Here is a 25,590-nt window from a genome sequence, read left to right as displayed (position 1 = left end):
AATGGCACGACGCACCGACGTCATGGACACCATCGTCAGCCTCGCCAAGCGCCGCGGGCTCGTCTACCCGTCGAGCGAGATCTACGGAGGACTTCGCGCGTCGTGGGACTACGGTCCTCTGGGTGTCGAGCTGAAGAACAACGTCAAGCGGCAGTGGTGGCTGTCGATGGTCCAGGCCCGCGAGGACGTCGTGGGCCTCGACTCCTGCGTCATCCTGGCGCCCGAGGTGTGGCGGGCCAGCGGCCACGTCGAGACCTTCACCGACCCGCTCACCGAGTGCATGTCCTGCCACAAGCGCTTCCGCGCCGACCACCTGGTCGAGGCATATGAGGAGAAGCACGGCGCCGAGCCCGAGGGCGGCCTGGCCGGCATCACCTGCCCCAACTGCGGCAACAAGGGCACCTTCACCGAGCCCCGCCAGTTCAGCGGCCTGCTCAAGACCTTCCTCGGCCCGGTCGAGGACGAGTCCGGCCTGGCCTGGCTGCGGCCCGAGACCGCCCAGGGCATCTTCATCAACTACCTCAACGTGCAGCAGTCCGCGCGCAGGAAGATCCCGTTCGGCATCGGCCAGATCGGCAAGTCGTTCCGCAACGAGATCACGCCGGGCAACTTCATCTTCCGCACCCGCGAGTTCGAGCAGATGGAGATGGAGTTCTTCGTCAAGCCGGGCACCGACGAGGAGTGGCACCAGTACTGGATCGACGAGCGCTACCGCTGGTACTCCGACCTGGGCATCAACAAGGACAACCTGCGCCTGTACGAGCACCCCAAGGACAAGCTGTCCCACTACTCCAAGCGCACCGTCGACATCGAATACCGCTTCAACTTCACCGGCTCCGAGTGGGGTGAGCTGGAGGGCATCGCCAACCGCACCGACTTCGACCTGACCGCCCACTCCAAGGCGTCGGGCGTCGACCTCAGCTTCTTCGAGCAGGACACCGGGGAGCGCTACGTCCCCTTCGTCGTCGAGCCGGCGGCGGGCGTCGACCGGGCCACGCTGACGTTCCTCATCGACGCCTACAGCGAGGACGAGGCCCCCAACGCCAAGGGCCAGCTGGAGAAGCGCACGGTCATGCGGCTCGACCACCGGCTCGCGCCGGTCAAGGCCGCGGTGCTGCCGCTGTCGCGCAACGCCGACCTGTCGCCGAAGGCCCGCGACCTGGCCGCGCAGCTCCGCCGCCGGTGGAACGTCGAGTTCGACGACGCCGGCGCGATCGGCCGCCGCTACCGCCGCCAGGACGAGATCGGCACGCCGTTCTGCATCACCGTCGACTTCGACACCCTTGAGGACCACGCGGTGACGATCCGCGAGCGCGACAGCATGACGCAGGAGCGCATCGCGATCGACGGCGTCGAGTCCTACCTGCGCCAGCACCTCAACGACTGACCCCACCTCCGTCCCCTCCTCGCCCGCGGCACACCACCCGTGCGAGGAGGGAACGGAGACAGCATCGTGACCACCACCTGACAACCCTCCACCACCCCGACCAGCAGCCGCCACGGGCCGACCGCCGTGCGGCGCGCGCCGGCAGCGCTGCGCATCGGCAGTCACCGTAGGCCAGCCGCCGGTACGGCCGGTCGTGCTACGGGTGGGCAGTGACGCGGGCTGGCATGCGCCCGCCAGCACCGCCCGCCGTAGGCCGACCGCACAGGCTGATTGGGAGCACCCCTCCCCGACAGACCCAGCGCGCCTGGCCTGCCCGGCAGTTCCGCGCCGCGCGCCGCCCGGCGGCTCTGCACGGCGGCCCCAACGGCGGCCCTGTGAGGCGGCCCCGTGCCTCGTCCGGCGCGTGAGCCCCCTGCGGAGCGTAAGCCCCGTGCAGTGGCTCTGTGCGGCGCCCCGCCCGCCAGCTCTGCGCGGCGACCCGTGTGCCGGCCCCGTGCGGCGCGTAGTTCGTGCGGCGGCCCTGTGCGGCGGCCCCGCGCAGCGCGTAAGCCCTGCGCCGCAGCCCCGTGCGGCATGTACGTCCCGTGCTCCCACCGCCGTTCCGGCGAGCACGCGACGGAGAGCCGGAGCATCGCCTCGGCAAGGAAGGCGCTCCCGAATCCGGACGCCGGCAGGCATGTCCCGACCAGCGGCATCGGCAGCAGCAGGCCCTGTCCCGTCCCCGGCGCCTGGCGCCCGCGCAGGGGTCCGCCGGCGGTGGCCGTGAGGAGTGCGGCGCCGAGCGCCCGGGCCGCCTCACGCGTGGCCATGCGAAAACGCTCACGAAGAAGACCCGGCGCTACACGCGAACCACGATCCCCGGCACCAACACCACCGCCCCCACAGGGTGATCCGATTCTGTGCTCGCCCCGCCCTTTCCCGCAAGAATTGGTTTATACCAATTGGTATAAACCAATTTTCGGCAATCCAGCCGTATAATTGGATTAGACCTCTCATGAGGCGTTTACCTGCATAAACAGTCACTTGAGGAAGGAGTGCAGTTTCATCATCAATTTCGCCGGTAGAGTCCGGATCAGACGCGTGTTGGATTGGAGCTGTGGTGGCCAAGTACGTTTACGACTTCACCGAGGGCAACAGGAATCTCAAGGATCTTCTCGGCGGTAAAGGCGCGAACCTGGCTGAGATGACCAATCTCGGGCTGCCCGTTCCCCCCGGATTCACGATCACCACGGAGGCGTGCCGCCACTACCTGGCGGAGGGCGCCGTCCACGACGGTCTCGACCGGGAGGTCGCCGAGCACCTCGAAGCGCTCGAAGGGCGCATGGGCAGGAAGCTCGGCCAGGCCGACGACCCCCTGCTCGTGAGCGTGCGCTCCGGCGCCAAGTTCTCCATGCCGGGGATGATGGAGACCGTGCTTAACATCGGGCTCAACGACGAGTCCGTGCACGGCCTCGCCAAGCAGGCCGGCGGCAACGAGCGCTTCGCCTGGGACTCCTACCGTCGCCTCATCCAGATGTTCGGCAAGACCGTCCTCGGCATCGACGGCGACCTGTTCGAGGACGCGCTCGACGCCGTCAAGGGCCGCCGCCAGGACACCGACCTCGACGCGGGCGAGCTGCAGCGGCTCGTGGAGACGTACAAGGGCATCGTCCGCGAGCAGACCGGCAAGGACTTCCCCAGCGACCCCCGCGAGCAGATGCGCCTCGCCATCAACGCCGTCTTCGACTCCTGGAACGCCCCGCGCGCCATCCTCTACCGCCGCCAGGAGCGCATCCCCGCCGACCTCGGCACCGCCGTCAACGTCATGGCGATGGTCTTCGGCAACTACGGCGACGACTCCGGCACCGGCGTCGCCTTCACCCGCGACCCCGGCACCGGCCGCCAGGGCATCTACGGCGACTACCTCCAGAACGCCCAGGGCGAGGACGTCGTCGCGGGCATCCGCAACACGATCCCGCTCGAAGAGCTCGAACGCCTCGACAAGACCTCCTACGACGAGCTCGTCCGCATCATGGAGGTCCTGGAGACGCACTACAGGGACCTCTGCGACATCGAGTTCACCATCGAGCGCGGCAAGTTGTGGATGTTGCAGACCCGGGTCGGCAAGCGCACCGCCGCGGCCGCGTTCTGCATCGCCACCCAGCTCGTCGACCAGGGCCTCATCACTCTCGACGAGGCGGTCACCCGCGTCACCGGCGACCAGCTCGCCAAGCTCATGTTCCCCCGCTTCGACCACGGCGCCGAGAAGAAGAGGATCGCCAAGGGCATGAACGCCTCCCCGGGCGCGGCCGTCGGCAAGGCGGTCTTCTCCTCGGAGCGGGCCGTCGAGCTGGCCGGGCAGGGCGAGGACGTCATCCTCGTACGCCGCGAGACCAACCCCGACGACCTGGCCGGCATGATCGCCGCCAGGGGCATCCTCACCAGCCGCGGCGGCAAGACCTCGCACGCCGCCGTGGTCGCCCGCGGCATGGGCAAGACGTGCGTGTGCGGCGCCGAGGAGCTGGAGGTCTCGACGTCCGAGCGCAGGTTCACCGCGCCCGGCGGCGTCGTCGTCGCCGAGGGCGAGGTGATCTCCATCGACGGCACCACCGGCGAGGTGTTCCTCGGCGAGGTGCCGGTCGTGGCCTCGGCCGTGGTCGAGTACTTCGAGGGCGCCGAGCCCGCCGACGAGCTCGTCAGGGCCGTGGACCGGATCATGCGCCACGCCGACGCCGGCCGCCGGCTGGGCGTGCGGGCCAACGCCGACACCCCCGAGGACGCCGCCCGCGCCCGCCGCTTCGGCGCGCAGGGCATCGGCCTGTGCCGCACCGAGCACATGTTCCTGGGCGAGCGCCGGCAGCTCGTGGAGGATCTGGTGCTGGCCTCGACCGACGAGCGGCGCCAGGCGGCCCTGGACGCCCTGGAGCCGCTGCAGAAGTCCGACTTCGTGGGCATCTTCCAGGCGATGGAGGGCGCGCCGGTCACGATCCGCCTGATCGACCCGCCGCTGCACGAGTTCCTGCCCGACCTCACCGACCTGTCGGTCAGGATCGCGACCTCGGAGACCCCGAGCGACAAGGACCGCGCGCTGCTCGCCGCCGTGAAGCGCCTGCACGAGCAGAACCCCATGCTGGGCCTGCGCGGCGTCCGGCTCGGGCTGGTGATCCCCGGGCTGTTCGCGATGCAGGTGCGGGCCATCGCCCATGCCGCGAAGGAGGTGCCCGGCGCGCGCCCGGAGATCATGATCCCGCTGGTGGCGACCGTGCAGGAGCTGGAGTCCGTACGCGAGGAGGCCGTCAGGATCCTCGCGGAGGTCGGCGTCGAGGCGCTCGTCGGCACCATGATCGAGACTCCGAGGGCGGCGCTGACCGCCGGCCAGATCGCCGAGGCGGCCGAGTTCTTCTCCTTCGGCACCAACGACCTCACCCAGATGACCTGGGGCTTCTCGCGGGACGACGTCGAGGCCGAGTTCTTCTCCCGCTACCTGGAGCTCGGCATCTTCGGCGTCTCGCCGTTCGAGACCCTGGACAGGGAGGGCGTCGGGCGGCTGATCGAGATCGCCGTCCAGGAGGGCAGGGCCACCCGGCCCGGCCTGCACCTCGGCATCTGCGGCGAGCACGGCGGCGACCCCGACTCGGTGCACTTCTGCCACGAGGTGGGCCTGGACTACGTCTCCTGCTCGCCGTTCCGTATCCCGGTGGCGCGGCTGGAGGCGGGCCGGGCGGCGCTGAGCGAGACCGACTCCGACACCCGCTGAGCCCGCGGCGGAGGGGGCCGCACGGTCCCCTCCGCCAGGTCAGCTCAGCTCTGCGGGGTGAGCGCGGGCGGCTGCTGCGTGGCAGGCTCCTGGACGGGAGGCTCCACCGCGGGCGGCTGGGGGGCGGGCTGCTCGACCGGGACGTAGTCGTGCCGCATGCCGTGGTCGCCGAGCCACCGCCGCAGCCCCGCCACCGCCTCCGGGTTCGCCGCGACCTGGGCCGCGTACTCCGACAGCGCCACCTCCTCGCCGTCGTCGTAGAGCAGCCGGGCGGGCCCCGACCACGACAGCGTCCACCGGGCCTGGCCGAGCTGGATCAGCACCGCCTCCAGCGCCTGCCCCAGCACCCCGGCCAGCAGCGTCTCCGACGGGTTCCAGCCGAGCTCCAGCAGCCGCGCCTCCAGCTCGGCCTGCCGGCCCCGCGCTATGGCCTCGAAGGCCGCGTCCAGGTAAGGCTGCGGCGACCCCATCACGCGCTGCCCGGCCACCGCGAGGTCGTGCAGCGCCTCGGCGTTGCGGCCGGCGTACATGCCCTGGGCCACCAGCTCCTCCCAGCCCACCGGGCGGAGGGCGGCCAGTGCCTCGGGCGTCCACATGGAGTTCTCGACCGCCTGCGCGGCCACGTTGGCGTCCATGAGCAGGGCCAGGGCCGGGCGCGGGTCGGGGACGTGCTCGGGCTCGGGCAGGCTCTCGATGGCGGCCAGCCGCTCGGCCAGGCCGGGGTGGGAGTCGTACGGCGAGATCTCCTCCGGCTCGGCCCTCAGCTCGGCGATCTGGGCCTGCCGCTCCGGGTCGCTCATCATCCGCTGGAAGCCGCCGAACACGGCGGTCGGCCGCCCGCCGCCGGCGCCGGCCAGCGACAGGTACGCGTTGACGTACATGTCCCAGCCGAGCACCGTCGTGTGCAGCTTGGTCAGCGCCCCCGCCATGGCCTGCCGGCCGCCGATCGCCACCGCGAGCCGGTCGGCCTCCAGCTCCTGCCGGCGCGAGACGGCCTGGGAGATCCGCAGGTAGAGCTTGGCGTACCAGGTGAACAGCTTCTGGATGAACGGGTGGCCGCCCAGCCCCTGCACGGTCGCGATGAGGGAGACCCGGCCCCGGTAGACCGGCGCGCCGAGCCGGGTGTGGGCGCCGCTGTAGTGGCCGAGCTCGTGCCCGAGCACCGCGCGCATCTCGTCCACGGTGAGCTGCTGGAGCAGCGGCAGCCCGATGAACATGCGCCGCCGCGTGGCCCGCAGCCCGAGCCAGCGGGTGTCCTCCGACACCGCCGCGTTGACCTCGGCGACGAGCCTGATCTCGTCCGGCGGGGCGGTGCGGACCCGCCGGGCCAGGTCCTCGACCAGTTGCCAGAGCACGGGCTCGTGCTCGCGGCCGACGGGCACGCCCGGCTGCTCGCCGTCCTTGCGGCGGCTCACCATGACCAGGGCCCGTACGAGCGCGCCCGCGGCCAGGGTGAGCACCACCGCCAGTTTGAGGGCATTCGCGTGGAAGTCGACGATGAGCAGGACGTCGAAGAACACCGCGGCCGCCACGACGAGGCCGACCAGGAGGTAGAAACCGGCGAGCAAGGTGAAGGCCAGCACCGCTCGGAACGCTGTGGTCATGGGGAAGGACTCCCGGGGAAGGGGTTCTCGCGAGGCTTGACACTAGCGGAGACATGAAACTGGATAAAATCGTCGAAGAAATGCCGTACTACGATGAGCACGACCAGGAGCGTTGGGTACCGGAACCTCCCGGCAATCCCGAGCGCTCCGCGTTCGAACGCGACCGCGCCCGCGTGCTGCACAGCGCCGCCCTGCGCAGGCTCGCCGCCAAGACCCAGGTGGTCGGTCCCGGCGAGGCGCTCGGCGGCGGCCAGCACATCCCCCGCACCCGGCTGACGCACTCGCTGGAGTGCGCCCAGGTCGGCCGCGAGATGGGCGCCACCCTCGGCGTCGACCCCGACCTGGTGGAGACCGCCTGCCTGGCCCACGACCTCGGGCACCCGCCGTTCGGGCACAACGGCGAGGTGGCGCTCAACCGGCTGGCCGCCCCCTGCGGCGGCTTCGAGGGCAACGCCCAGAGCCTGCGCCTGCTCACCCGGCTGGAGGCGAAGGTCCTCACCGAGGACGGCCGCAGCGCCGGGCTCAACCTCACCAGGGCCGCTCTCGACGCCTCGGTGAAGTATCCGTGGACCTGTGACAAGGGCGCCAAGTTCGGCGTGTACGACGACGACCTGCCGGTCTTCAAGTGGATCAGGGAGGGCGCCCCCGAGGGCCGGGTCAGCTTCGAGGCGCAGATCATGGACTGGGCCGACGACGTGGCGTACTCGGTGCACGACCTGGAGGACGCCCTGCACTCGGGCCACGTCGTCCCCGAGGCCCTGCACTCGCGCACCGAGCGCAGGCTCGTCTGCGAGACCACCCGCACCTGGTACACCCCCGGCGCCGACCTCGGCGAGCTGGAGGAGGTCTTCGGCAAGCTCGTCGCCGACCCGCTCTGGCCGCGCCGCTTCACCGGCAGCCTGCCCGAGCTGGCCGGGCTGAAGGCGCTCACCAGCGGTCTCATCGGCCGCTTCTGCCGCTCCGCCCAGACCGCCACCATGGAGGTGCGCAGCGCCCGTCACCGGGCCGACCTGGTCGTCCCGCACGCCACCCGGCTGGAGTGCGCGCTGCTCAAGGGCGTCACCGCCCACTACGTCATGACTACCGAGGACCACCACGCCAATCAGGCCCGCCAGCGCGATCTCATCACCGAGCTCGCCTCCCTGATCACGCTCGGCGCGCCAGGCACGCTGGAGCCCGCCTTCCGTCCCGCGTTCCTGGAGGCGGCCGACGACGCCGCGCGCGTCCGGGTCGTCATCGACCAGATCGCCTCGCTCACGGACACCTCGGCGGTCGCCTGGCACCGGCGGCTCACACGGTGACCCAATCCGCTTCCCCGAATCCCGCCCGGGGCGGATACTGCGCCCATGGCCACATATGTGATCGTCGGCGGCGGGCTTGCCGGGGCCAAGGCCGCGCAGACGTTGCGGGAAGAGGGCTTCGACGGTGAGATCGTGCTGTTCGCCGCGGAGAGCGAACGGCCCTACGAGCGGCCGCCCCTGTCCAAGGACTACCTCCAGGGCAGGAGCGAGCGCGAGGCCGTCTTCGTCCACGCCCCCGAGTGGTACGCCGACAACGCCGTGGATCTCCGCCTCGGCATGCGGGTCACCCGCATCGAGCCCGAGCACCATGTGGTCCGGCTCGGCAACGGCTCGCGCCAGCCGTACGACAAGCTCCTGATCGCCACCGGGGCCACCCCACGCCGTCTGCCCGGCCCGGCCGCCTACCTCCGCACCCTGGCCGACAGCGAGGCCATCAGGGAGCGCCTGGCGCGGTCCGAGCGCGTCGTCGTCATCGGCGCCTCCTGGATCGGCCTGGAGACGGCCGCCGCGGCCCGTGCGGCCGGCTGCGAGGTCACCGTCGTCGAGCCTGAGCCCACGGCGCTCCACCGGGTGCTCGGCCCCGAGGTGGGCGGCGTGTTCGCCCGCCTGCACGCCCGCAACGGCGTGGACCTGCGCTTCGGCATCTCCGCCGCCGAGGTCACCGCGACCGGCGTGCGGCTCAGCTCGGGCGAGCGGCTCACCGCCGACCTCGTGGTCGCGGGCATCGGCGCCACGCCCGAGGTCGAGCTGGCCCGCGAGGCGGGCCTGGAGGTCGGCCAGGGCGTCCGCACCGACGCCGCCCTGCGCACCTCGCACCCCCACGTGTACGCCGCCGGCGACGTCGCCGAGTCCTTCCACCCGCTGTACGGCCGCCACCTGCGCGTCGAGCACTGGGCCAACGCCCTGCACGGCGGGCCCGCGGCCGCCCGCTCCATGCTCGGCCAGGAGGTCGTCCACGACCTGGTCCCGTACTTCTACACCGACCAGTACGACCTCGGCATGGAGTTCTCCGGCCACATCGACGGCTACGACGAGGTCGTCTGGCGGGGCGACGTGGACGGCCTGGAGTTCGTCGCGTACTGGCTGCGCGACGGCCGGGTCGTCGCCGGCATGAACGTCAACGTCTGGGACGCCGCGGACGGCATCCAGGAGCTCATCCGCTCCGGCGCGGTCGTCGACCCTAAGGAACTGTCGTCGGGTTGAGCGTCTCCTTGTCCGGGATCTCGTCCTTCTTCTCGGCGGTCTTGCGCGGGGTGGGCCGGGGGGTCTTGCTGGGCGTCGACGGCTGCGCCCGCCCGGCGCACTGGACCGTGCAGGGCGGCGTCTCGCCCAGCTTGGCGCGCAGCTTCAGCGTCTCCTCGCGCGGCGAGAGCGTGCGGTTGCCCTTCGCCCAGGCGTCGAGGTAGTCCCACGGCTCGACCATGCCCCGGCGCACCCACCAGTAGGCGGGGCCGGTCTTCCACGAGATCGCGAAGTAGAGGTTGGCGCCGGTGTCGCGGGCGTTGCCCGTGCGGCCCACCTTCCCCAGCACGTGGCCGGCCTTCACCCGCAGGCCCGGCTTGACGTCGGCGGCCACGGAGTCGAGGTGGCCGCCGAGGTAGCGCACGCCGTCGTCGCCGACGACCGTGACGAACCTGCCCTCCCGCGTCCAGCCCTCGTCCCTGGCCGGCGTCCACCGGTTCTGGACGTTGACCTCGTCGACGACGCCGTCCACCGGCGCCACGAACTCGCACCCCTGCGGGGCCCAGATCGTCGTCTTGGGCAGCACCAGCAGCTTGCGCTGGTAGGTCGTCCTGCAGCCCTTGACGGGGAAGGTGTAGGCGTACTTCGACAGCTTGGGCGGCGGCACCATGACCGGGTCGTCGCCCTGCGGCGGCTGCTCGGCGGCGGCCTGGTGCCGGACCGACGGCGTGGGGCCGGGGATGGTCGCGGTGACCGCCGGCGTGCCCGTGGGCGGGGCCGTGGTGGGCGACTTGGCGCTCACGCCCGCCAGCCCGGTCGCCTGCGAGCAGGCGCTCGTCAGGAGCACGGCGCCCGCGACGGCCGCCCATCGTCCGAGATGCCCCGATCGCATGATCTCCACCCGTGTCACCGCTTCCACGAACAACCTTTACCTTTGTAGCCGACCGGGGACCTCCGCCGAGCCGGTTTGCCGCGATCTCCCGCGGGGTGAGCCCATTCTGACGGCAGGTGCGGGGAACGTCAGCGGGGCGGCATAGACTCACCGGCGTGGCTGGCCGGATCCGTGACGTCGACATCGCGCTCGTGCGCGAACGCTCTCCCATCGCCGAGGTCATCGGCGAGCACATCCAGTTGCGCAACGCCGGAGGCGGCAACCTCAAGGGGTTGTGCCCGTTCCACGACGAGAAGTCGCCGTCGTTCAACGTCACGCCCGAGCGCGGCATGTACTTCTGCTTCGGCTGCTCCGAGGGCGGCGACGTCATCACGTTCGTCGAGAAGATCGAGCACCTGTCGTTCGGCGAGGCGGTCGAGCGGCTGGCGCAGCGAGCCGGCATCCACCTCCAGTACGAGCAGGGCGGCTACGTCCCCAAGCGCGACCACGGCGAGCGGGCCCGGCTGATCGAGGCGCACAAGGCGGCGGCCGAGTTCTACGCCGGCAAGCTGTTCGCCCCCGACGCGGCGGCCGGGCGGCGGTTCCTGTCGGAGCGGGGCTTCGAGCGGGCCGACGCCGAGCTGTTCGGCGTGGGCTACGCGCCCAACGAGTGGGAGGCGCTGACCCGGCACCTGCTGGGCCGCGGCTTCTCGACGGAGGAGCTGGTCAAGGGCGGGCTGGCCAAGGAGGGGCGGCGCGGGCCGATCGACCGCTTCCGCGGCCGGCTGATCTGGCCGATCAGGGACGCCACGGGCGACGTGATCGGTTTCGGCGCGCGGAAGTTGCTCGATTCCGACGACGGGCCGAAATATCTCAATACGCCTGACACGCCGCTTTACAAGAAGAGCCAGGTGCTTTATGGGATCGACCTCGCTAAACGGGAGATCTCCAAGCGCAGCCAGGCGGTGATCGTCGAGGGCTACACCGACGTGATGGCCTGCCATCTCGCCGGGGTGCCGACGGCCGTGGCGACCTGCGGCACGTCGTTCGGCGAGGAGCACATCAAGATCCTGCGCCGGTTCCTGCTCGACCAGGCCGAGTTCCGCGGCGAGGTCATCTTCACCTTCGACGGCGACGCGGCCGGGCAGAAGGCTGCGCTGCGCGCGTTCGCCGACGAGCAGAAGTTCGTCACGCAGACCTACGTCGCGGTGCAGCCCGACGGGCTCGACCCGTGCGACCTGCGGGTCAAGCAGGGCGACGCGGCCGTGCGCGACCTCGTCGCGAGCCGCGAGCCGCTGTTCCAGTTCGCGATCAGGAGCACGATCTCCCGCTACGACCTGCGCAGCAACGAAGGCAAGATCGCCGCGCTCGACGCCGCCGCGCCCATCGTGGCCGGCATCAAGGACGCCGGGCTGCGCAAGCGCTACGCGATCGACCTCGACCGCTGGCTCGGCTTCATGGACGAGCGGTTCGTCATGCAGCGCATCGCGGCGGTCGCCGGGGCGCAGCAGGGCCGCCCGCAGCGCGCCCCGCAGGCGGCGCCGGTCGATCCCGGCGTCCGGGTGGAGGCCGAGCTGCTCAAGCTGGCCGTGCAGCGTCCCGCGCTGCTGGGGCCGCGCTTCGACGCCCTCGACCCGCAGGCGTTCACCGCGCCCGACCACGTCGTCCTGCACCGCGTGGTGGCCGCCGCGGGCGGTCTCGCGGCGGCCGGTCACGGCGGCCGGGAGTGGGTCGATCTGCTGCTCGAGCACGCGAGCGAGGAGGGCGCGCGGGCGCTGGTGACCCGGTTCGCGGTCGAGCCGATCCAGGCCGACGCGCACGCCGAGGAGCGCTACGCGGGGGCGATGCTGGCGGCCATCGAGGCCATCGCGGTCGACCGGGCCATCGCCCAGGTCAAGTCGCGCATCCAGCGGCTCAACCCGGTGGAGGAGCAGCAGGAGTACAACAAGCTGTTCGGCGAGCTGGTGGCGCTGGAGCAGCAGCGCCGGGTGCTGCGCGACCGCGCGGCCGGCAGCTGATCGCCCGGCCGGCCGAAGATAACGGTTCGGTCGCGAATCCAAGCCGCAAACCCGGGTGGTCAACCCGGGAACCTGGCGCGGTCCACCATGCGACAAAGAGGGTGGACAACGTGCTCCGGGCAGCGAAAGAGTGGCGTCCGGCCGATGGGCCCCGCCGGGCGCGGGAATGCTGATCGCGTAATTGGCTTTACTTTCCTGATCAAACTCCGGCCAAACCTAATTCCGATCTCAATTCGGTAAGGACCGGGGTCTTACCTTCGGTGACAAAAATGGGTCTGCCATTTGATGGAACCAATACTGCAGACTGTCTCCCGTGGGTGCATCGGTGCTGCCAAGCGGACCGCCATCGGTAGATCTTCAGGTGGCGGACCTCGTCGCGAAGGGAAGGGAGCGCGGGAGCGTAACCGTCGATGACGTCGCCGCCGCGCTTGACCGATCCGAGCTGCCGTCCGACGCGCTGGAGCGCGTCGTGCGCATGCTCGCCGAGAACGGCGTGGAGGTCCTTGAGCCCCAGGGCGACGAGGAATCCACCCGCGCCGATGAGGAAGACGTAGGCAAGCGGGCGCCGACCAGCGATCTGGTCCGCATCTATCTGCGGGAGATCGGCCGGGTGCCGCTGCTGACCGCCGAGGAGGAGGTGGAGCTCGCCAAGTCGATCGAAGCCGGCCTGTTCGCCGAGGACAAGCTTGCCGGTGGGGTCTCGCGCCTGGCCTTCCCCGAGTTCAGGGAGCTCGTCTGGCAGGGCACGCGGGCCAAACAACGCCTCATCGAGGCCAACCTCAGGCTCGTGGTGTCGATCGCCAAGCGGTACGTCGGCCGCGGCATGCTGTTCCTGGACCTGATCCAGGAGGGCAACCTCGGCCTCATCAGGGCCGTCGAGAAGTTCGACTACACGAAGGGCTACAAGTTCTCCACGTACGCGACCTGGTGGATCAGGCAGGCGATCACCCGGGCCATCGCCGACCAGGCGCGGACGATCCGCATCCCGGTCCACATGGTGGAGACCATCAACAAGCTCGTCAGGGTCCAGCGCCAGCTCCACCAGGACCTCGGCCGCGAGCCCATCCCCGAGGAGATCGCCAAGGAGATGGACCTCCCGGTCGACCGGGTCGTGGAGATCCAGCGCATCGCCCAGGAGCCCGTGTCGCTGCAGTCGCCGATCGGCGAGGAGGACTCCGACCTCGGTGACTTCATCGAGGACGCCGACGCCGTCGTGCCCATGGAGGCCGCGGCCTTCATCATGCTGCAGGACCAGCTCGACGACATCCTGGCGACGCTGTCCGACCGGGAGCAGCGCATCATCCAGCTCCGCTTCGGACTGGCCGACGGGCATCCGCGCACGCTGGAGGAGGTGGGCAGGGAGTTCGGGGTCACGCGGGAGCGCATCCGGCAGATCGAGTCGAAGACCCTGGCCAAGCTCCGCCACCCGACGCGGGCGCAGATGTTGCGCGACTACCTCGACTGAGCGACGGTCACACGCGGCAGGAGGGCGGGAGAGCGGGCCGGGGCGTCAGGCCCCGGCCCGCTCGCCGCGTCGGAAGCGCTGTCGGAAGCGCTGTCGGAAGCGCTGTCGGAAGGGCCGTCAGGAGCAGCCCTCGAACTGCGGCACCGCGATCGTGCCGAGGTTCAGCCCCGACTTGCCGAACCACTTGTGCAGCAGCTTCGACGCCGTCCCGTCCTGGTACATGTCGATGATCGCCCGGTTGACCTCCTCGCAGCCCGGAACGTCGCCCTTGCGCAGCCCGACGCCCGTGCGCTGCTCGTTGAACTGGGCGTTGGCCAGCCGCAGCCCCGAGCCGTCCCGCATGGCGAGGCCCGCCAGGATGACGTCGTTGGTGGTGACGGCGTCCACCTGCCGGCTCTTCAGCGCCTCCAGGCACTGCGCGTAGTCGTCGAACGGCACGAGCTGCGCCGCGACCTTGCGCTCCTCGGTGACCCGTTCGGCCGCGTTCGACCCCTTGACCTGGCAGATCCGCCGCCCCTTGAGGTCGCGCACGTTCTTGAACGTCTCGTCCGGCCGCATCAGGATGTCCTGGTAGGAGATGTGGTACGGCCCCGCGAACAACACCTTGGCCTTGCGGTCCTGGTCGATCGTGTACGTCGCCACCACCATGTCGGCCCGCCCGTCGAGCAGCACCTTGTCCCGGTCGGCGGCCAGCGCCGGCATGAGCGTGACGTGCTTGCCCAGCTTGCGGGCGAGGTAGCGGGCCACGTCCACGTCGAAGCCCTCGAACGTCCCGTCGGCCTTGCGGAACCCGACCGAGGGCAGGTCCGGCCGCACCGCGATGACGATGTCGTCCTTGTCGACGATCGACGCCGCCTCGCCGCTCGCGCAGCCCCCGGCCGCCAGCGCGGCCACCAGGGCCGCCGTCACCGCCAGCACCCGCTTCACCGGTACTCCTTGAGTCGAGGCCACACCCCGGCGATCACCAGCAGGCCGATCCCGCCGATCGCGAAGGGCAGCAGCCGCCACAGGTTGTCGAGGGCGTTCTCGCCGCGGCCGATGGCCCGCTCGAAGTCGGCCTCGTGCTGGCCGGCCAGCGCCACCACCGCGCGGTCGTAGGCGTCGAAGGCCTGCGTCGACGTGGTGAGCCGGGCCGCCACCGCGCCGTTGACCCGTCCGGCCAGCGCCAGCTTCCGCAGGTCGGCGTCGGCGGCCTGGAAGCCGGCGAAGGCGGTGGCGACGTCCCGGCCGCGCGGGCCGACCAGCTCGGGCCCGAGCAGGCCGAGCGCCTTCGTCTCGCCTTGGGTCACCTTGGCCTGGTAGGTCTCCAGGTTGCCCGCGGGGACGTAGAAGATCGACTGCGACTTGTCCAGGAACGTGTGCTCGTAGGTGTCGGCCCGCTCCTTGTCCAGCAGATAGCGGCTCTGGTCGCCCTGCATGCTGTTGCTGATCGCCCGCGTCCTCGCCAGCGTCAGCACCGAGTCGAACGACGACTTCTTGGCCTCGCGCAGCGCGTCCTGGTCCTGGCTCAGCACGTTCGTCCCGAACAGCAGCGCCAGCGCGGTCGTGACCGTCGCCACCAGCAGCGCCGGGCCGAACACCCGGCGGAAGCGCCGGGCCAGGAAGACCTGCAGCGCCAGCAGGCAGCCCAGCGCGAGCAGCCCGGCCACCACCACCGCGGCCCGCAGCAGCGGCAGCATGAGCGCCTTGTCGTCGTAGGTGCGGCGGACGATGGTGCCGTTCTCCAGCGTCAGGTTGTACGCCTGCGGCAGCAGCACCATCCGCATGAGGTCGGTCGCCTGCCGGTAGGTCGCCACGACCTCCGCCGGCGGCGGGCCGGGCGCGTGCCCGGCGCGCTCGTCGAGCAGGAGGGCCTGCCCGGCCAGCCGCTCGTAGCGGCCGAGCCCGTCCAGCACCGACTGCACGGTCCGCCGCTCGGCCGGGTCGTCGCCGGAGAGCTGGAACGCCTTCAGCAGCGCCTGGTTGGCCTCCGAACGGCGGCTCTCGTAGCGGGCGAGGGCGTCGGCGCGCCGGTCTGCGTACCCGTTGCCCATCAGCAAGGCGCCCGCGACCTGCGCGTCCATGTCGCTCAGAGCCAGGTAGAGGCCCGCCGTGGCGACGACCTGCGGCCCGGCGTCGCGGCCGATGACCTGGAGCCCGTCGCGGGCGCTGGAGCTGCCCACGGCCAGCGCCGTGAACAGCAGCGCGAGCGCGGCGACGGTGGCGCCGGTCAGCGTCCGTACGCGGCCGGGCACGTTGCGCCGCCTCGGCGTCGGCGCCGGGGGCGCCACCATGGGAGGGGCCGGAGGAGGGGCCTGTGTCATCGTCACGGGGTGCCCTCCCTGATCGTGATGACGGTCCACGCGCCCAGGTGGATGCGGTCGCCGGGGCCGATCCTCACCGGCACGTTGACCGTGAGCGGCCTGCCGTTGACCCGGGTGCCGTTGGACGAGCCCGGGTCAACGATCGTCCACGAGCCGTCCGGCTGGGCCAGCAGCACGGCGTGCAGGTGGGACACGCCCGGGTCCTCGGGCGGGCCGGTCAGGTCGATCTCGGGGGCGAGGCTCCTGGCCCGGCTGCGCCGCCCGATGCGCACCTGCTCGCCGTGCAGGCCGAACGAGCGCTCGGGGCAGTACGGCGGGAAGGCCACCCGGTCGGCGTCCGGCCCGCCCTCGGCGATCACCTTGTCGTAGTAGGCGCGGTCGGCGGCGGTGACCGCCTCCCACCGGGCCCCGGTGACCGGGAGCGGGACGGCCGCCCCGTTCCCGGTGTAGTCGTGGCCGCACACCTCGCAGAACTGGCCGGCGCGCGGCGTCTGGCAGATGGGGCAGCTCTCGGCGGGCGCGCCCGCGCCGGAGGGCGCGGCGGGCTGGGGGGTGGAGGCGGCGGGGGCGGCGGCCATCTGGGCGCCGCACACGTCGCAGTAGTCGTCGTCGCCCGACGCGTGCCCCTGCGGGCAGGTCGCCATCACGATCCTTCCTTGCGCAGCCGGCTGGTGCGCACCGAGCCGGTGTCGAGCTCGATCTCGTCGGCCTTGTCCACGTTCCTGCGCAGCCGGGCCGTGCCGCTGGCCGGGTCCACCTCGACCACCTTCTCCAGCAGGCGGGCGGTGTCCTCGCGGCCGGACTCGACCGCGATCTCGCGGGCCTTGGCCAGCCGCGCGGTCGCGGTGTCCACGTCGCCGGCCGCGCGGGCGCTCAGCCCGTCCTGGATGAGGTCGTGCAGCTCGGCCTGGCCGGTGTAGTGGGCGACCTTGCCGTTGATGCGGGTGGACTGGGCGAGGTCGTCGGTCCACTGGGCGAGCACGTTGCCGCTGGCGAGCACGTCGCCGGTGTCGGGCCGGACGAGCTTGACCCAGCCCGCCCTGATCTCCTGGCCGATCTGGCCGGGCGGCACCTCGACGCACACGTGGTACTCGCGCTCCTCCGCGCCCCACGACCCGGTCGGGTAGTCGCCGGTGAGCGGGTTGACGTCGGTCCGCTTGCCGGTGAGGTCCAGCAGCACGGGGGAGACCTGCTTGACGAACTTCAGCCGCGCGGTCTGCGGCACCCACACCCGCAGCGACAGCTCGGCCACCGTCTTGCTCATCGAGGTCTGCGTGAGCCGGCGGAAGTACTCCGGCAGGTCGCCCTGGTCGCGGACGAAGTCGAACGTGCCGAGCATCGCCTCGGCGACCCTGCGCAGCTCGGCCGGCGCCCAGTCGGCGCCGACGCCGAGGCAGTCCACCACGAACTTGCCGCTCCACGCGGCGAGCACGGAGCCGAAGACGTCGGCGCGCTCGTTGTTCTGGCCGTCGGTCATGAGCAGCGCGTGCCGGATCGCCGACGGGTGCGCGGTCAGCAGGTGACCGGCCAGCTTCAGCCACTCGCCGATCGCGGTGCCGCCATGGGCGAGCAGCTTGTCGATCGCCCGGTGCGCCTCAGCCTTCGTCGCGGGGGTGGCCTTCACCAGCTGCGGGTTGCCGCGCGGATAGACCATCGTGGCCCGGTCGGTGCCGGCGATCACCGCGAAGTACGCGCCGTCGCGCAGCGTCTGCACGGCGGTCACGGCCGCCTGCCGCGCCTCGCGGATCTTGCTGCCGCTCATCGAGCCGGAGGTGTCCACGATGATCACCTCGGCGGCCTCCGCCGGCCCGGCCGCCTGCGTGGTGATCCCGCCCGTGGCGCCGACCGTCAGGATGGCGTGCACCTCGCGGCCGTCGAGGGGGAGATATTTGTTCTGGTCGATCGTCAGCGTGAACGTCGGCTGGTCACTCACGGGAGTTCTCCTAGGGGGATCAGGGCGATCGTGATGTTGTCCTGGCCGCCGGAGTCCAGGGCGTGCCGCAGCAGCTCGCGGGCCAGCGCCTGCGGATCGCCGGGGGCGGGGAGCGGGTGGCCGTCCAGGTAGCGCCACAGGCCGTCGCTGCAGACCAGCAGCAGGCCGGGCCCCTGCGGCTCGAACACGCGCACGTGCGGCCGGACGTCCCCGGCGTCCGCGCCGAGCCAGGCGGTGATCTCGCCGGTCTCGATCGCGTCGTCGACGGTCAGCAGGCCCCCGTCCGGGAGTCCGGCCGGCAGCCAGTACGCCCGCGTGTCGCCCGCCCAGGCCAGGCTGATCCGGCCGTCCCTGACCACGGCGGCGACGTACGTGCTGGCGGGCGCGTCGTGCACGGACGTCGCGAGCTTGGTGACCGCCCGCCCGGCCAGCTCGAACGCCTCCTCGTGCGACAGTCCCCTGATCAGCGCCGCGCTCGCCGCCTCGACGGCCACCGCGGACGCCTCGTCGGCCCTGGGGGAGCTGCCGACGCCGTCGCAGACCACGGCCACCGTGGACCGGCCGGCGGCGAGCAGCGCGACCGCGTCCTCGTTCCTGCTGCGCCGCAGGCCCCTGTCCGTGACCGCCGCCGCGCCGCCCTCCAGGACGATCTCGGCGTGGTCGCGGCCGGTGGGCTGGCGCAGCCCGCACCGCTCGCAGTAGCCCTCGGCGTCCACGGCGGCCGCCCCGCAGGACGTGCACGTCGGCGAGCCCAGGGTGTGGCCGCACTTCTCGCAGTAGGCGTAACCCTCGTACACCGGCGTGCCGCAGACGGGGCACGCCCCCGCCCCGGCATCGGCCGCGCGGGCCTCCGGGGCCGTCACAGCCACGTCCGGGGACGCACGGCGTTGGCCTGGTCGATGAGGGCGTGCCGCTCCTGGCGGGTGGTGGCGGCCACGGCCAGCCGCCGGTAGATCGACTCCAGCCGCCTGCGCAGCCCGGACTCGGTGAACGCGGCCTCCGCCAGCCGCAGGCCAGGCGGCGGCGCGTTGGACGCCAGCCACGCCAGGCCCCCGTGCAGCAGCTCGGCGGTGAGCAGGTCGCGGCGGCGGCCGTCGAGGTCGGTGAGGCGGGTCAGCCGGTCGGCCGCGGTGACCAGCTCGCCGGGGACGATCGCGGCCGGGTCCGGCCGGCGCGCCGCCGAGACGGCCAGCGCCACCTGCGCCGCCACCCGGTAGCTCGACGTGGCCGGCACCTCGTCCAGCACGCTCAGCCGGCCCGTCCTCGCCAGGCCGAACGCGGCGCTCACGTAGCCGTGGTCGGTGCGCCAGACGGTGTCGTACCAGGGGGCGGCGTGCCTGCCCGCGCACTCCAGCGCGTACGCCAGCGCCAGCTTGGGCGCCGGCTCGCCCGGCAGCAGCGACAGGCACGCGTCGAACATCGCCACGGCCGTGTCGAACCGCCCGGTCGTCATCGCCAGCACGCCGCGGTACCAGGTGACCCGCCAGTCGCCGGGCAGCTCGGCCGCGAGCTGGTCGAGCACCACCGGGGCCTCGGCGGCGCCCTCCTCGGCGAGCAGCCTGGCCCGCATCAGCCTGGTCTCGGGCGTCCGCGGCATCGCGGCGAGCTGGTCGACGAGGTCCTTGCCGTCCAGGCCGAGCAGCCCGGCGAGCGCGCCGGCGGCCGGGTCGGCCGGGTCCACCAGCGGCACCGGCAGCTCGGCGGCGACGGCCGCCGGGTCGAGCGGCGCGAGCACCGCCCCGCCGCCCTCGGCCAGCGCCGTGCCCACCGCCCCCCGCTCCGGCCCGAACAGCGTCGAGGGATGCGGGTACGGCACCCCGTCCTCCTGCGCGCACACCTCGCGCAGCACCCCGACGAGCTGCTCCTCCATCTCCCAGGCGCTCTGGAACCGGTCGGCGGGGTCGTCGGCGGTGGCCCGGCGCAGCAGCCGGGTGAACGACGGGTGCCCGCAGTCCTGCGGCAGCGGCGCGGCCTTGCCGTTCTGCACCGGGCTGAACCCGGGGATCGCCAGCACGGCGAGGGTACGCGCCACCGTGAAGAGGTCGGAGGCCACTGACGCCGCGTGGGTCTCCAGCTCGGGCGCGTGGTAGCCGGCCGTGGCCCACGAGGTGCCCGGCGGCGAGCCGATGGGCTGCACCGCGCCGAGGTCGATGAGCTTGAGCTGGCGGCCGACCCGGATCACGTTGGCCGGCTTGAGGTCGCAGTAGACCACGCCGTTCTCGTGCAGGTAGCCGAAGGCGTGCAGGATCTCCCTGCCGTACATGAGGACCTCGCGCAGCGGCAGCGGGCCCTGGCGGCGCAGCTCGTGGAGCGACTGGCCGCCGACGTACTCCATGACGATGTAGCCGAGCCCGGCCGAGCGCTGGAAGTTGAAGATCTTGACGATGTTGGGGTGGTCGACCGTGGTGAGGAAGCGCCGCTCGGCCTCGGCCGCGGCCAGCGCCTCGGCGTCGTTGGTGTTGAGCAGGCCCTTGAGCACCACCCAGCGGCCGTCGAGGTTCTCGTCGGAGGCCAGGTAGATCCAGCCGAGCCCGCCGTGCGCCAGGCAGCCCAGCACGCGGTACTGGCCCGCCACCAGGTCGTCCTTGCCCAGTTTCGGGGCGAACGAGTACGGCGTGCGGCAGTGCGGGCAGAACCCGTCGGTCAGCCCGGGACGCCCGTTCCTGGAGCGGCCGACGGGCTTGCCGCAGTCGGGGTTGGCGCAGTGGCGCTTCTCCTCCGGCACCTCCGGGTTGGCCATGACGGCGGCGGCCGGATCGCGGTACGGCACCGACGGCAGGTCGGCCAGCGTGGCCAGCACCCCCGCCCGCGACCGTCCGCTGCTGCCGGCCGGCCCCGTCATGGAGCGGCTCACCGGGTTGGTGACGGGCGAGGAGGGCTGGGTGGGCGGCGATAGCGAGACCGAGGAGGGCGCGGGCGCCGGGGGCGCGGCGGTCGCCGCGTGGCCGCACAGGTCGCAGTAGCCCTCTTCGATGGTCCCGGTGCAGCCGGGCTGCACGCAGCGGGTCATGCCTCACCTCCATGGATGGCGCGCTGGTAGGTCTCGACGGCCGCCGCCGCGGCGGTCAGGTCGCAGGGGGCGCTCCAGAGCAGGGCGCGGGCCCGTTCGTACAGGTCGGCGGCGGCCGGGTCCTCGGCGAGGCCCTTGCGCACCGCCATCACCTGGCAGGCGCCGAGCCGGCCGCGCAGCTCGTCGCGCCGGCCGACCAGGCCGTACAGCGCCCTGGCGGTGGTCTGGGCCTGCCGGGCCGCGGCGTCGGCGTCGTCCTCCAGCCCGGCCAGCCGCTTGGCGCGCAGCACCCACGTGTCGGCCGAGACGTCGAGCGCGTCGAGCGCGTCGGCCAGGGCGTCCACGCGGCTGCGCGGCTGCGCCTGCGGCGGCAGCGCGATCTTGACGACGACCGCGCCGTGGGCCAGCCTGGCCTCGCTCTCGGCGGCCCGCACCCGGTCGAGCGCGGCCATCAGGTTCTCGCGGCGGCGGGCGTACTCCTGCTTGACCGTGACGGCGAGCTCCAGCTCGGCGACGGCGGCGGCCAGCAGGCGGGAGACCCGGTCGAGGTCCGGCTCGGCGGAGGAGCCGAGCGGGTCCTCGACCACGTCGGCGCGCAGCCGCCCTAACTCGGCGTCCGCCTGGCCCAGCCCGGGCGCGGCCTCACCGAGGTCCGCCTCCAGCGCGCGGACGCGGCGCAGGGCGGCGTCGGCGGCGTCGAGGCGGGGGAGCAGATCGTTCCAGCGGGCGTCGATGTCGGTGAGGGCGGAGGTGACCTCGCGGAAGGCGGCGTCCATGCGGGTGACGGCCTGGTCGAGGGTCAGCCGCTCGTCCGCCTGCGGCAGCAGGGAGCGCTGCTCGACCGGCTTGGCCGCGGCCCGGAGCACCACCGACGGCCCGGCGAGCAGTCCGGTGAGCTGTTCGAGCTGGTCGGAGCCGAGCCGGCCGCGGGAGTCCCTGATCTGCTCCGCGTCGCGTAACACGGCCCGGTAGGCGTCGTTGAGGCCCCAGAGCCTGGCCAGTGCCTCCTGTAAGCCCGCCCAGCGGTGGGCGGTCGCCCCCCGTAAGGACGCGCCCTTGAGCAACTGGTAGGTCGTGTGGGATTCGAGATCGAGCAGGTCGCCGGAGATGCGGTCACGTTCGTCGGCGCGGGCGCGCAGCGCGTGCTCGACGCCTTCCCTGCTCATTGGTGGTCCCAGGTTCATCACGCTCCCCGGCGAAACCCCCCAGTTGCCCCGTTTATACCGGGCACAACGGGTGATCTGACGGCTTTAGTTCCTTTTGCTGGCAAGGTCGGGGGGACCCCTGACTTGTCCCTGATTCAACCCTCTCTCGCCTGCAAACGGCTTAACGATCTCTTAGCGTTACGTACATGGGACGCATACTTCTGATCATCGCGGCGGTCGTGGCCGCGCTCGTACTGCTCGGCCCCCTGCTGGGGTTCGCGCTCACGCTCCTCAAGTGGGGGCTCATCATCGGCGCCGTCGCCTTCGGCGTCCTCGTACTGTCGAAGTGGGCCAAGAGGACATAGCTTCTGGGCGCATCGCCAGTCATAGTTGGGTGATGGAGGCGCGGCCGGCGGTCGACGATGCCGCGCTCGGGCGCGAGGCCATGGCCGTGCTCGAGGCGAACTGGACGGGCTCTGGCACCGTGCCCGCTCCCGGGCTCTATCCCCACCAGTGGAGCTGGGACTCCGCGTTCGTCGTCATCGGTCTGGCCCGGCGCCGGCCGGACCGGGCCCGCGACGAACTGCTGAGCCTGCTGCGCGGGCAGTGGTCGACCGGCATGGTGCCGCACATCGTCTTCCACACCCGCGAGGCGTACTTCCCCGGGCCGTCGCTCTGGCGCTCCCAGGAACACGCGGCCGCGCCGCCCGTCCTCACCTCGGGGCTCACCGCGCCGCCGCTGCACGGGCTCGCGCTGTGGTGGCTCTACCGGCACACCGGCGACCGCGACTTCGTCAGGAAGGCGTACCCGGCGCTGGTGGCCCAGCACGATTACCTGGCCTCGGCCCGCGACCTCGGCGGCGCCGGGCTCGCCGCCATCGTCCACCCGTGGGAGTCGGGCATGGACGACAGCCCCGCCTGGGACCAGCCGCTGCACAACCTGCCCGCCATCCACTACGGCTACCGCGGCGTCGAGCTCGCCGACCGCCATCCCGACAGCGACCACGAGCGCTACGTCTGGCTCGCCATGCGCTACCGCGACGCCGGCTACAGCGCCGGCTACCTGCGCGACGAGCACCCCTTCGCGGTCGAGGACCCCATGTTCAACGGCATCTGGCTGGCCTCCTGCCAGGCCATGGCCGAGCTCGCCCCGCTCGCCCGCGCCGACCCCGCCCCCCACCTCGAACAGGCCGGGCGCATCAGGCGCGCGCTGCTCGACCGCCTCTGGGACGGCGGCTTCTACGCCCGCGACCTGCGGGCCGGGCAGCTGATCAAGGTGGCCACGGTGGGCGGGTTCGGGCCGCTGCTCGACCCCGAGCTGCCCGCCGAGCAACTGCGCGCGGCCGTCGAGCTGCTGGAGTCGGCCAGGTTCATGGGCGCGACCGGCTACCCCGTGCCGAGCTGCGAGATCCGCGCCGGCCAGTTCGACCGCACCCGCTACTGGCGCGGCCCCTCCTGGGTCAACACCAACTGGCTGCTGCGCAGGGCCGCGGCCGTGCACTCGCTCGACCACCTCGCCCAGCAGCTCACCAACGGCACACTCCGGCTGGTCAGGCAGGCCGGTTTCCGCGAGTGCTTCGACCCCTTCGACGGCAGCGGGCGCGGCTGCCGCGACTTCTCCTGGAGCGCGGCGCTCACCCTCGACCTGCTCGCCGATACGCTTTGTGAATGAACATCTTCCGCCGGCTGCCCGCCGACGTGCGCAGATCTCTCGACCTGCGGCAGGGGGAGCGGGTCCTCACCTTCGCCGTCTCCGGCGCCGGTCACGTGATCGCCACGAACCTCGCGCTGCTGCTGCCGGACGGGACTCGGGTGCCGTACGAGGAGGTCGACAAGGCCTACTGGGACGAGCAGGGGCTCACCGTCCTCACGATGTCCGGCGTGCGGCACGTCGAGCCGGTCCCCGAGCCGCGCATGCTGCCCGAGACGCTCAGGGAGCGCGTCAACGCCACCATCGTGGTCAACAAGCACGTCGACCTCCCCGGCAGGGGCGGCGTACGACTCGTGGCCAGGCGACCGCCGGGGGGCGAGGTGCTCGGCTGGACCCTCGTCTTCGACGACGGCCTCGACCCCGAGGACCCCGGCCTGCGCGCGCAGGCCGAGCAGGCCCTGGAGGGAGTACGGCGCAGCATGGGCGTGTGATCCTGCAACACACCCATGCCGGCCTCCTAGTAGGGCATCCCGCTCTCCCGGGACCTGCGCTCCACGCCGGCCGTGACGTCCTCCTCCTCCGGCCAGCCGGTGGCGCCGTTGTGCTTGTGCGCGTCACCGCCCAGGAAGGGGATCCGCTGCTGCAGCGTGTCGCCCACCTTGGTCCTGGCCGCGCCGGCATACCTGGACGCCTGGGCGCCGACGACGCCCGCGACCTCCTGGACCCTCGGGTTGTCGGCGACGCGCTGCGCCGCGCGCTTGATCTGCTCGTAGCGCTCGCGACCCGCCCGGCTGCCGAGCACGTAGCCGATGGCCAGTCCCATCGTGAATGTCATCCGATATCGCATGTCACACCTCCGCTGTCACCGGGCCTACCCCGGTAACGATGCGACACGCACTCCAGGAGTGCGCTAATCTATTCATGCGCACGACGGAGGGGCGACAAAACCCCGCCGAGCAGCGCAAACAGATCGATCCCGCGTAGCTCAACGGCAGAGCAGCCGGCTGTTAACCGGCAGGTTATAGGTTCGAGTCCTATCGCGGGAGCATCTTCACTGGCTCAGGCCCCCTCCCTCGGATCGAGGACAGGGGGCCTGAGTCGTTCCGGCCGGCGCTCAGCAAGGCCAGGTGGACGCGCTCACCACGTACGAGTCGGGCTCTGCCGAGACTTCGAGGCTCACCTCCGCGCCATCGACCTCTCTTGTCATGCACATGGGCGCGTCGGTGGAGCGGAGCTTCCAGTCGTTGCGTGATGCGAGTTCCCGGTAGAAGGACTCGGCGTGCTCTCGCGAGCCGTGCTGCCCCGTAGGGCGGTAAGCGCGGCTGATGTCGGCGTGGTGATCGTCGGTGTCGGCGCACGAACGATCGGGCTCGTCGCGGACCGTGCGTCATTCGCTGGGGAAGACGCGGTCCAGGTGGCGGTCGAGGGCGTCGATCACGGTCTCCTCGGTGTGGTGGCCGATCAGGGTCGGGTTGACCAGGCCCTGGGTGATGGCGAACAGGATCACGGCCTCCTGCTCGGGGACCAGGTCGGCCGGGGCCTCGCCGTTCTGCTGGGCGCGCCGGATCTGCTCGGCGAAGAAGACGGCGTGGTACGGGTAGCCCTCGCGCAGGGTCGCGGCGTACTCGGGATCGACCGCCGAGCGGGCGAGGAATGCCAGCGCGATGCGGGCCTCGGTGCGTCGCTCGTCGTCCAGGGGCAGCATCTCGATGATGGCGCTGCGGACGAGGTCGCGCGGCGAGCGGGGGTCGAGACAGGCGTTGACCCGCTGGTAGATGCGCTCGTGCACGTGGATCAGCGCGAAGATCATCATCTGATCCTTGGTGGCGAAGTAGTGCTGGACGCTGCCCATGGACACCCCGGCCTCCGCCGCCACGTGCCGCAGGCTGACGCCTTCCAGTCCCTCGCGATCGACGATCCGGAGCAGCGCGTCGGCTATCTGCCTGCGCCGGGCCTGATGATCCACTTGTCTGGGCATGCCTGT

At 71.9% G+C, this 25,590-nt stretch carries 20 protein-coding genes and 1 tRNA gene; 10 read left to right on the top strand and 11 right to left on the bottom strand.

What is annotated here, in order from left to right; genetic code table 11:
* Window position 1 precedes the first annotated feature (1 nt).
* Both BMW85_RS20525 and ppdK read left to right on the top strand, forming a co-directional pair.
* A complete protein-coding gene (locus tag BMW85_RS20525; protein WP_177240782.1) occupies window positions 2–1,387 on the top strand; it encodes a glycine--tRNA ligase in 1,386 nt (461 codons plus the stop codon).
* 1,099 nt (window positions 1,388–2,486) lie between these two features.
* On the top strand, window positions 2,487–5,123 hold the full coding sequence (ppdK, locus tag BMW85_RS20520) for a pyruvate, phosphate dikinase (protein ID WP_091084092.1): 2,637 nt from the start codon (window positions 2,487–2,489) through the stop codon (window positions 5,121–5,123).
* 44 nt (window positions 5,124–5,167) lie between these two features.
* Here ppdK and BMW85_RS20515 read toward each other — a convergent pair whose 3' ends face one another.
* Window positions 5,168–6,727, bottom strand: coding sequence for a M48 family metallopeptidase (locus BMW85_RS20515; RefSeq protein ID WP_091083583.1), 1,560 nt, complete (start codon window positions 6,725–6,727; stop codon window positions 5,168–5,170).
* Window positions 6,728–6,807: 80 nt separating this feature from the next.
* On the opposite strand from BMW85_RS20515, the gene BMW85_RS20510 reads away from it, so the two are divergent.
* Both BMW85_RS20510 and BMW85_RS20505 read left to right on the top strand, forming a co-directional pair.
* Window positions 6,808–8,028, top strand: coding sequence for a deoxyguanosinetriphosphate triphosphohydrolase (locus tag BMW85_RS20510; RefSeq protein ID WP_091083581.1), 1,221 nt, complete (start codon window positions 6,808–6,810; stop codon window positions 8,026–8,028).
* 45 nt (window positions 8,029–8,073) lie between these two features.
* Window positions 8,074–9,231, top strand: coding sequence for an NAD(P)/FAD-dependent oxidoreductase (locus BMW85_RS20505; RefSeq protein WP_177240781.1), 1,158 nt, complete (start codon window positions 8,074–8,076; stop codon window positions 9,229–9,231).
* On the opposite strand, the gene BMW85_RS20500 is transcribed toward BMW85_RS20505, so the two are convergent.
* On the bottom strand, window positions 9,209–10,129 hold the full coding sequence (locus BMW85_RS20500; RefSeq protein WP_245774957.1) for a M23 family metallopeptidase: 921 nt from the start codon (window positions 10,127–10,129) through the stop codon (window positions 9,209–9,211). The genes BMW85_RS20505 and BMW85_RS20500 overlap by 23 nt on opposite strands.
* 128 nt (window positions 10,130–10,257) lie before the next feature.
* Between BMW85_RS20500 and dnaG the strand changes: the two genes are divergently transcribed.
* Together dnaG and rpoD are read left to right on the top strand one after the other, a co-directional pair.
* Complete coding sequence (dnaG, locus tag BMW85_RS20495; protein WP_091083573.1) at window positions 10,258–12,099, top strand: DNA primase; 1,842 nt, start codon at window positions 10,258–10,260, stop codon at window positions 12,097–12,099.
* Window positions 12,100–12,460: 361 nt separating this feature from the next.
* On the top strand, window positions 12,461–13,564 hold the full coding sequence (gene rpoD, locus BMW85_RS20490) for an RNA polymerase sigma factor RpoD (RefSeq protein ID WP_245774956.1): 1,104 nt from the start codon (window positions 12,461–12,463) through the stop codon (window positions 13,562–13,564).
* 117 nt (window positions 13,565–13,681) lie between these two features.
* Here the strand turns inward: rpoD and BMW85_RS20485 are convergent, their stop codons facing one another.
* Genes BMW85_RS20485 through BMW85_RS20455 form a run of 7 tightly spaced genes read right to left on the bottom strand, consistent with a single transcriptional unit; the run spans window position 13,682 to window position 21,976 of the window.
* Complete coding sequence (locus BMW85_RS20485; RefSeq protein ID WP_091083568.1) at window positions 13,682–14,491, bottom strand: transporter substrate-binding domain-containing protein; 810 nt, start codon at window positions 14,489–14,491, stop codon at window positions 13,682–13,684.
* The gene (locus tag BMW85_RS20480) at window positions 14,488–15,867 is read right to left on the bottom strand and encodes a GlnX family signal transduction membrane protein (protein WP_245774980.1); all 1,380 of its coding nucleotides are present in this window, start codon (window positions 15,865–15,867) and stop codon (window positions 14,488–14,490) included. The genes BMW85_RS20485 and BMW85_RS20480 overlap by 4 nt, the downstream gene beginning before the upstream one ends.
* A gap of 2 nt (window positions 15,868–15,869) precedes the next feature.
* Complete coding sequence (locus tag BMW85_RS20475) at window positions 15,870–16,511, bottom strand: FHA domain-containing protein (RefSeq protein ID WP_091083564.1); 642 nt, start codon at window positions 16,509–16,511, stop codon at window positions 15,870–15,872.
* The gene (locus tag BMW85_RS20470) at window positions 16,511–17,800 is read right to left on the bottom strand and encodes a vWA domain-containing protein (protein ID WP_091083562.1); all 1,290 of its coding nucleotides are present in this window, start codon (window positions 17,798–17,800) and stop codon (window positions 16,511–16,513) included. The genes BMW85_RS20475 and BMW85_RS20470 overlap by 1 nt, the downstream gene beginning before the upstream one ends.
* Window positions 17,797–18,663: a PP2C family protein-serine/threonine phosphatase gene (locus tag BMW85_RS20465; RefSeq protein ID WP_091083560.1), complete on the bottom strand. Its 867-nt coding sequence runs from the start codon at window positions 18,661–18,663 to the stop codon at window positions 17,797–17,799. Before BMW85_RS20465 ends, BMW85_RS20470 begins: the two co-directional genes overlap by 4 nt.
* Window positions 18,660–20,810 (bottom strand): serine/threonine-protein kinase, encoded by a 2,151-nt coding sequence (locus BMW85_RS20460; protein ID WP_091083558.1) that lies wholly within the window; start codon window positions 20,808–20,810, stop codon window positions 18,660–18,662. Before BMW85_RS20460 ends, BMW85_RS20465 begins: the two co-directional genes overlap by 4 nt.
* The gene (locus tag BMW85_RS20455) at window positions 20,807–21,976 is read right to left on the bottom strand and encodes a hypothetical protein (RefSeq protein WP_091083555.1); all 1,170 of its coding nucleotides are present in this window, start codon (window positions 21,974–21,976) and stop codon (window positions 20,807–20,809) included. Before BMW85_RS20455 ends, BMW85_RS20460 begins: the two co-directional genes overlap by 4 nt.
* A gap of 185 nt (window positions 21,977–22,161) precedes the next feature.
* Between BMW85_RS20455 and BMW85_RS49640 the strand changes: the two genes are divergently transcribed.
* Genes BMW85_RS49640 through BMW85_RS20445 form a run of 3 tightly spaced genes read left to right on the top strand, consistent with a single transcriptional unit; the run spans window position 22,162 to window position 24,097 of the window.
* On the top strand, window positions 22,162–22,320 hold the full coding sequence (locus BMW85_RS49640) for a hypothetical protein (RefSeq protein ID WP_020545297.1): 159 nt from the start codon (window positions 22,162–22,164) through the stop codon (window positions 22,318–22,320).
* Between the two features lie 32 nt (window positions 22,321–22,352).
* On the top strand, window positions 22,353–23,627 hold the full coding sequence (locus BMW85_RS20450) for an amylo-alpha-1,6-glucosidase (protein WP_177240780.1): 1,275 nt from the start codon (window positions 22,353–22,355) through the stop codon (window positions 23,625–23,627).
* Window positions 23,624–24,097, top strand: coding sequence for a hypothetical protein (locus BMW85_RS20445; protein ID WP_091083551.1), 474 nt, complete (start codon window positions 23,624–23,626; stop codon window positions 24,095–24,097). Before BMW85_RS20450 ends, BMW85_RS20445 begins: the two co-directional genes overlap by 4 nt.
* Window positions 24,098–24,123: 26 nt before the next feature.
* On the opposite strand, the gene BMW85_RS20440 is transcribed toward BMW85_RS20445, so the two are convergent.
* Window positions 24,124–24,453 carry a hypothetical protein gene (locus BMW85_RS20440; protein WP_091083548.1) on the bottom strand — a complete coding sequence of 110 codons (330 nt, stop codon included), beginning with the start codon at window positions 24,451–24,453 and terminating at the stop codon, window positions 24,124–24,126.
* Between the two features lie 127 nt (window positions 24,454–24,580).
* On the opposite strand from BMW85_RS20440, the gene BMW85_RS20435 reads away from it, so the two are divergent.
* Window positions 24,581–24,652, top strand: a tRNA-Asn gene (locus tag BMW85_RS20435).
* 341 nt (window positions 24,653–24,993) lie between these two features.
* Here the strand turns inward: BMW85_RS20435 and BMW85_RS20430 are convergent.
* Entirely contained in the window at window positions 24,994–25,584 is a 591-nt protein-coding gene (locus BMW85_RS20430) for a TetR/AcrR family transcriptional regulator (RefSeq protein ID WP_091083546.1), read from the bottom strand.
* Window positions 25,585–25,590 lie beyond the last annotated feature (6 nt).

This window comes from Nonomuraea wenchangensis (assembly GCF_900111685.1).
Classification (GTDB): domain Bacteria; phylum Actinomycetota; class Actinomycetes; order Streptosporangiales; family Streptosporangiaceae; genus Nonomuraea; species Nonomuraea wenchangensis.
Note: the sequence above shows the minus strand (reverse complement) of the source record. Positions and strands in the feature narration are given on the sequence as shown.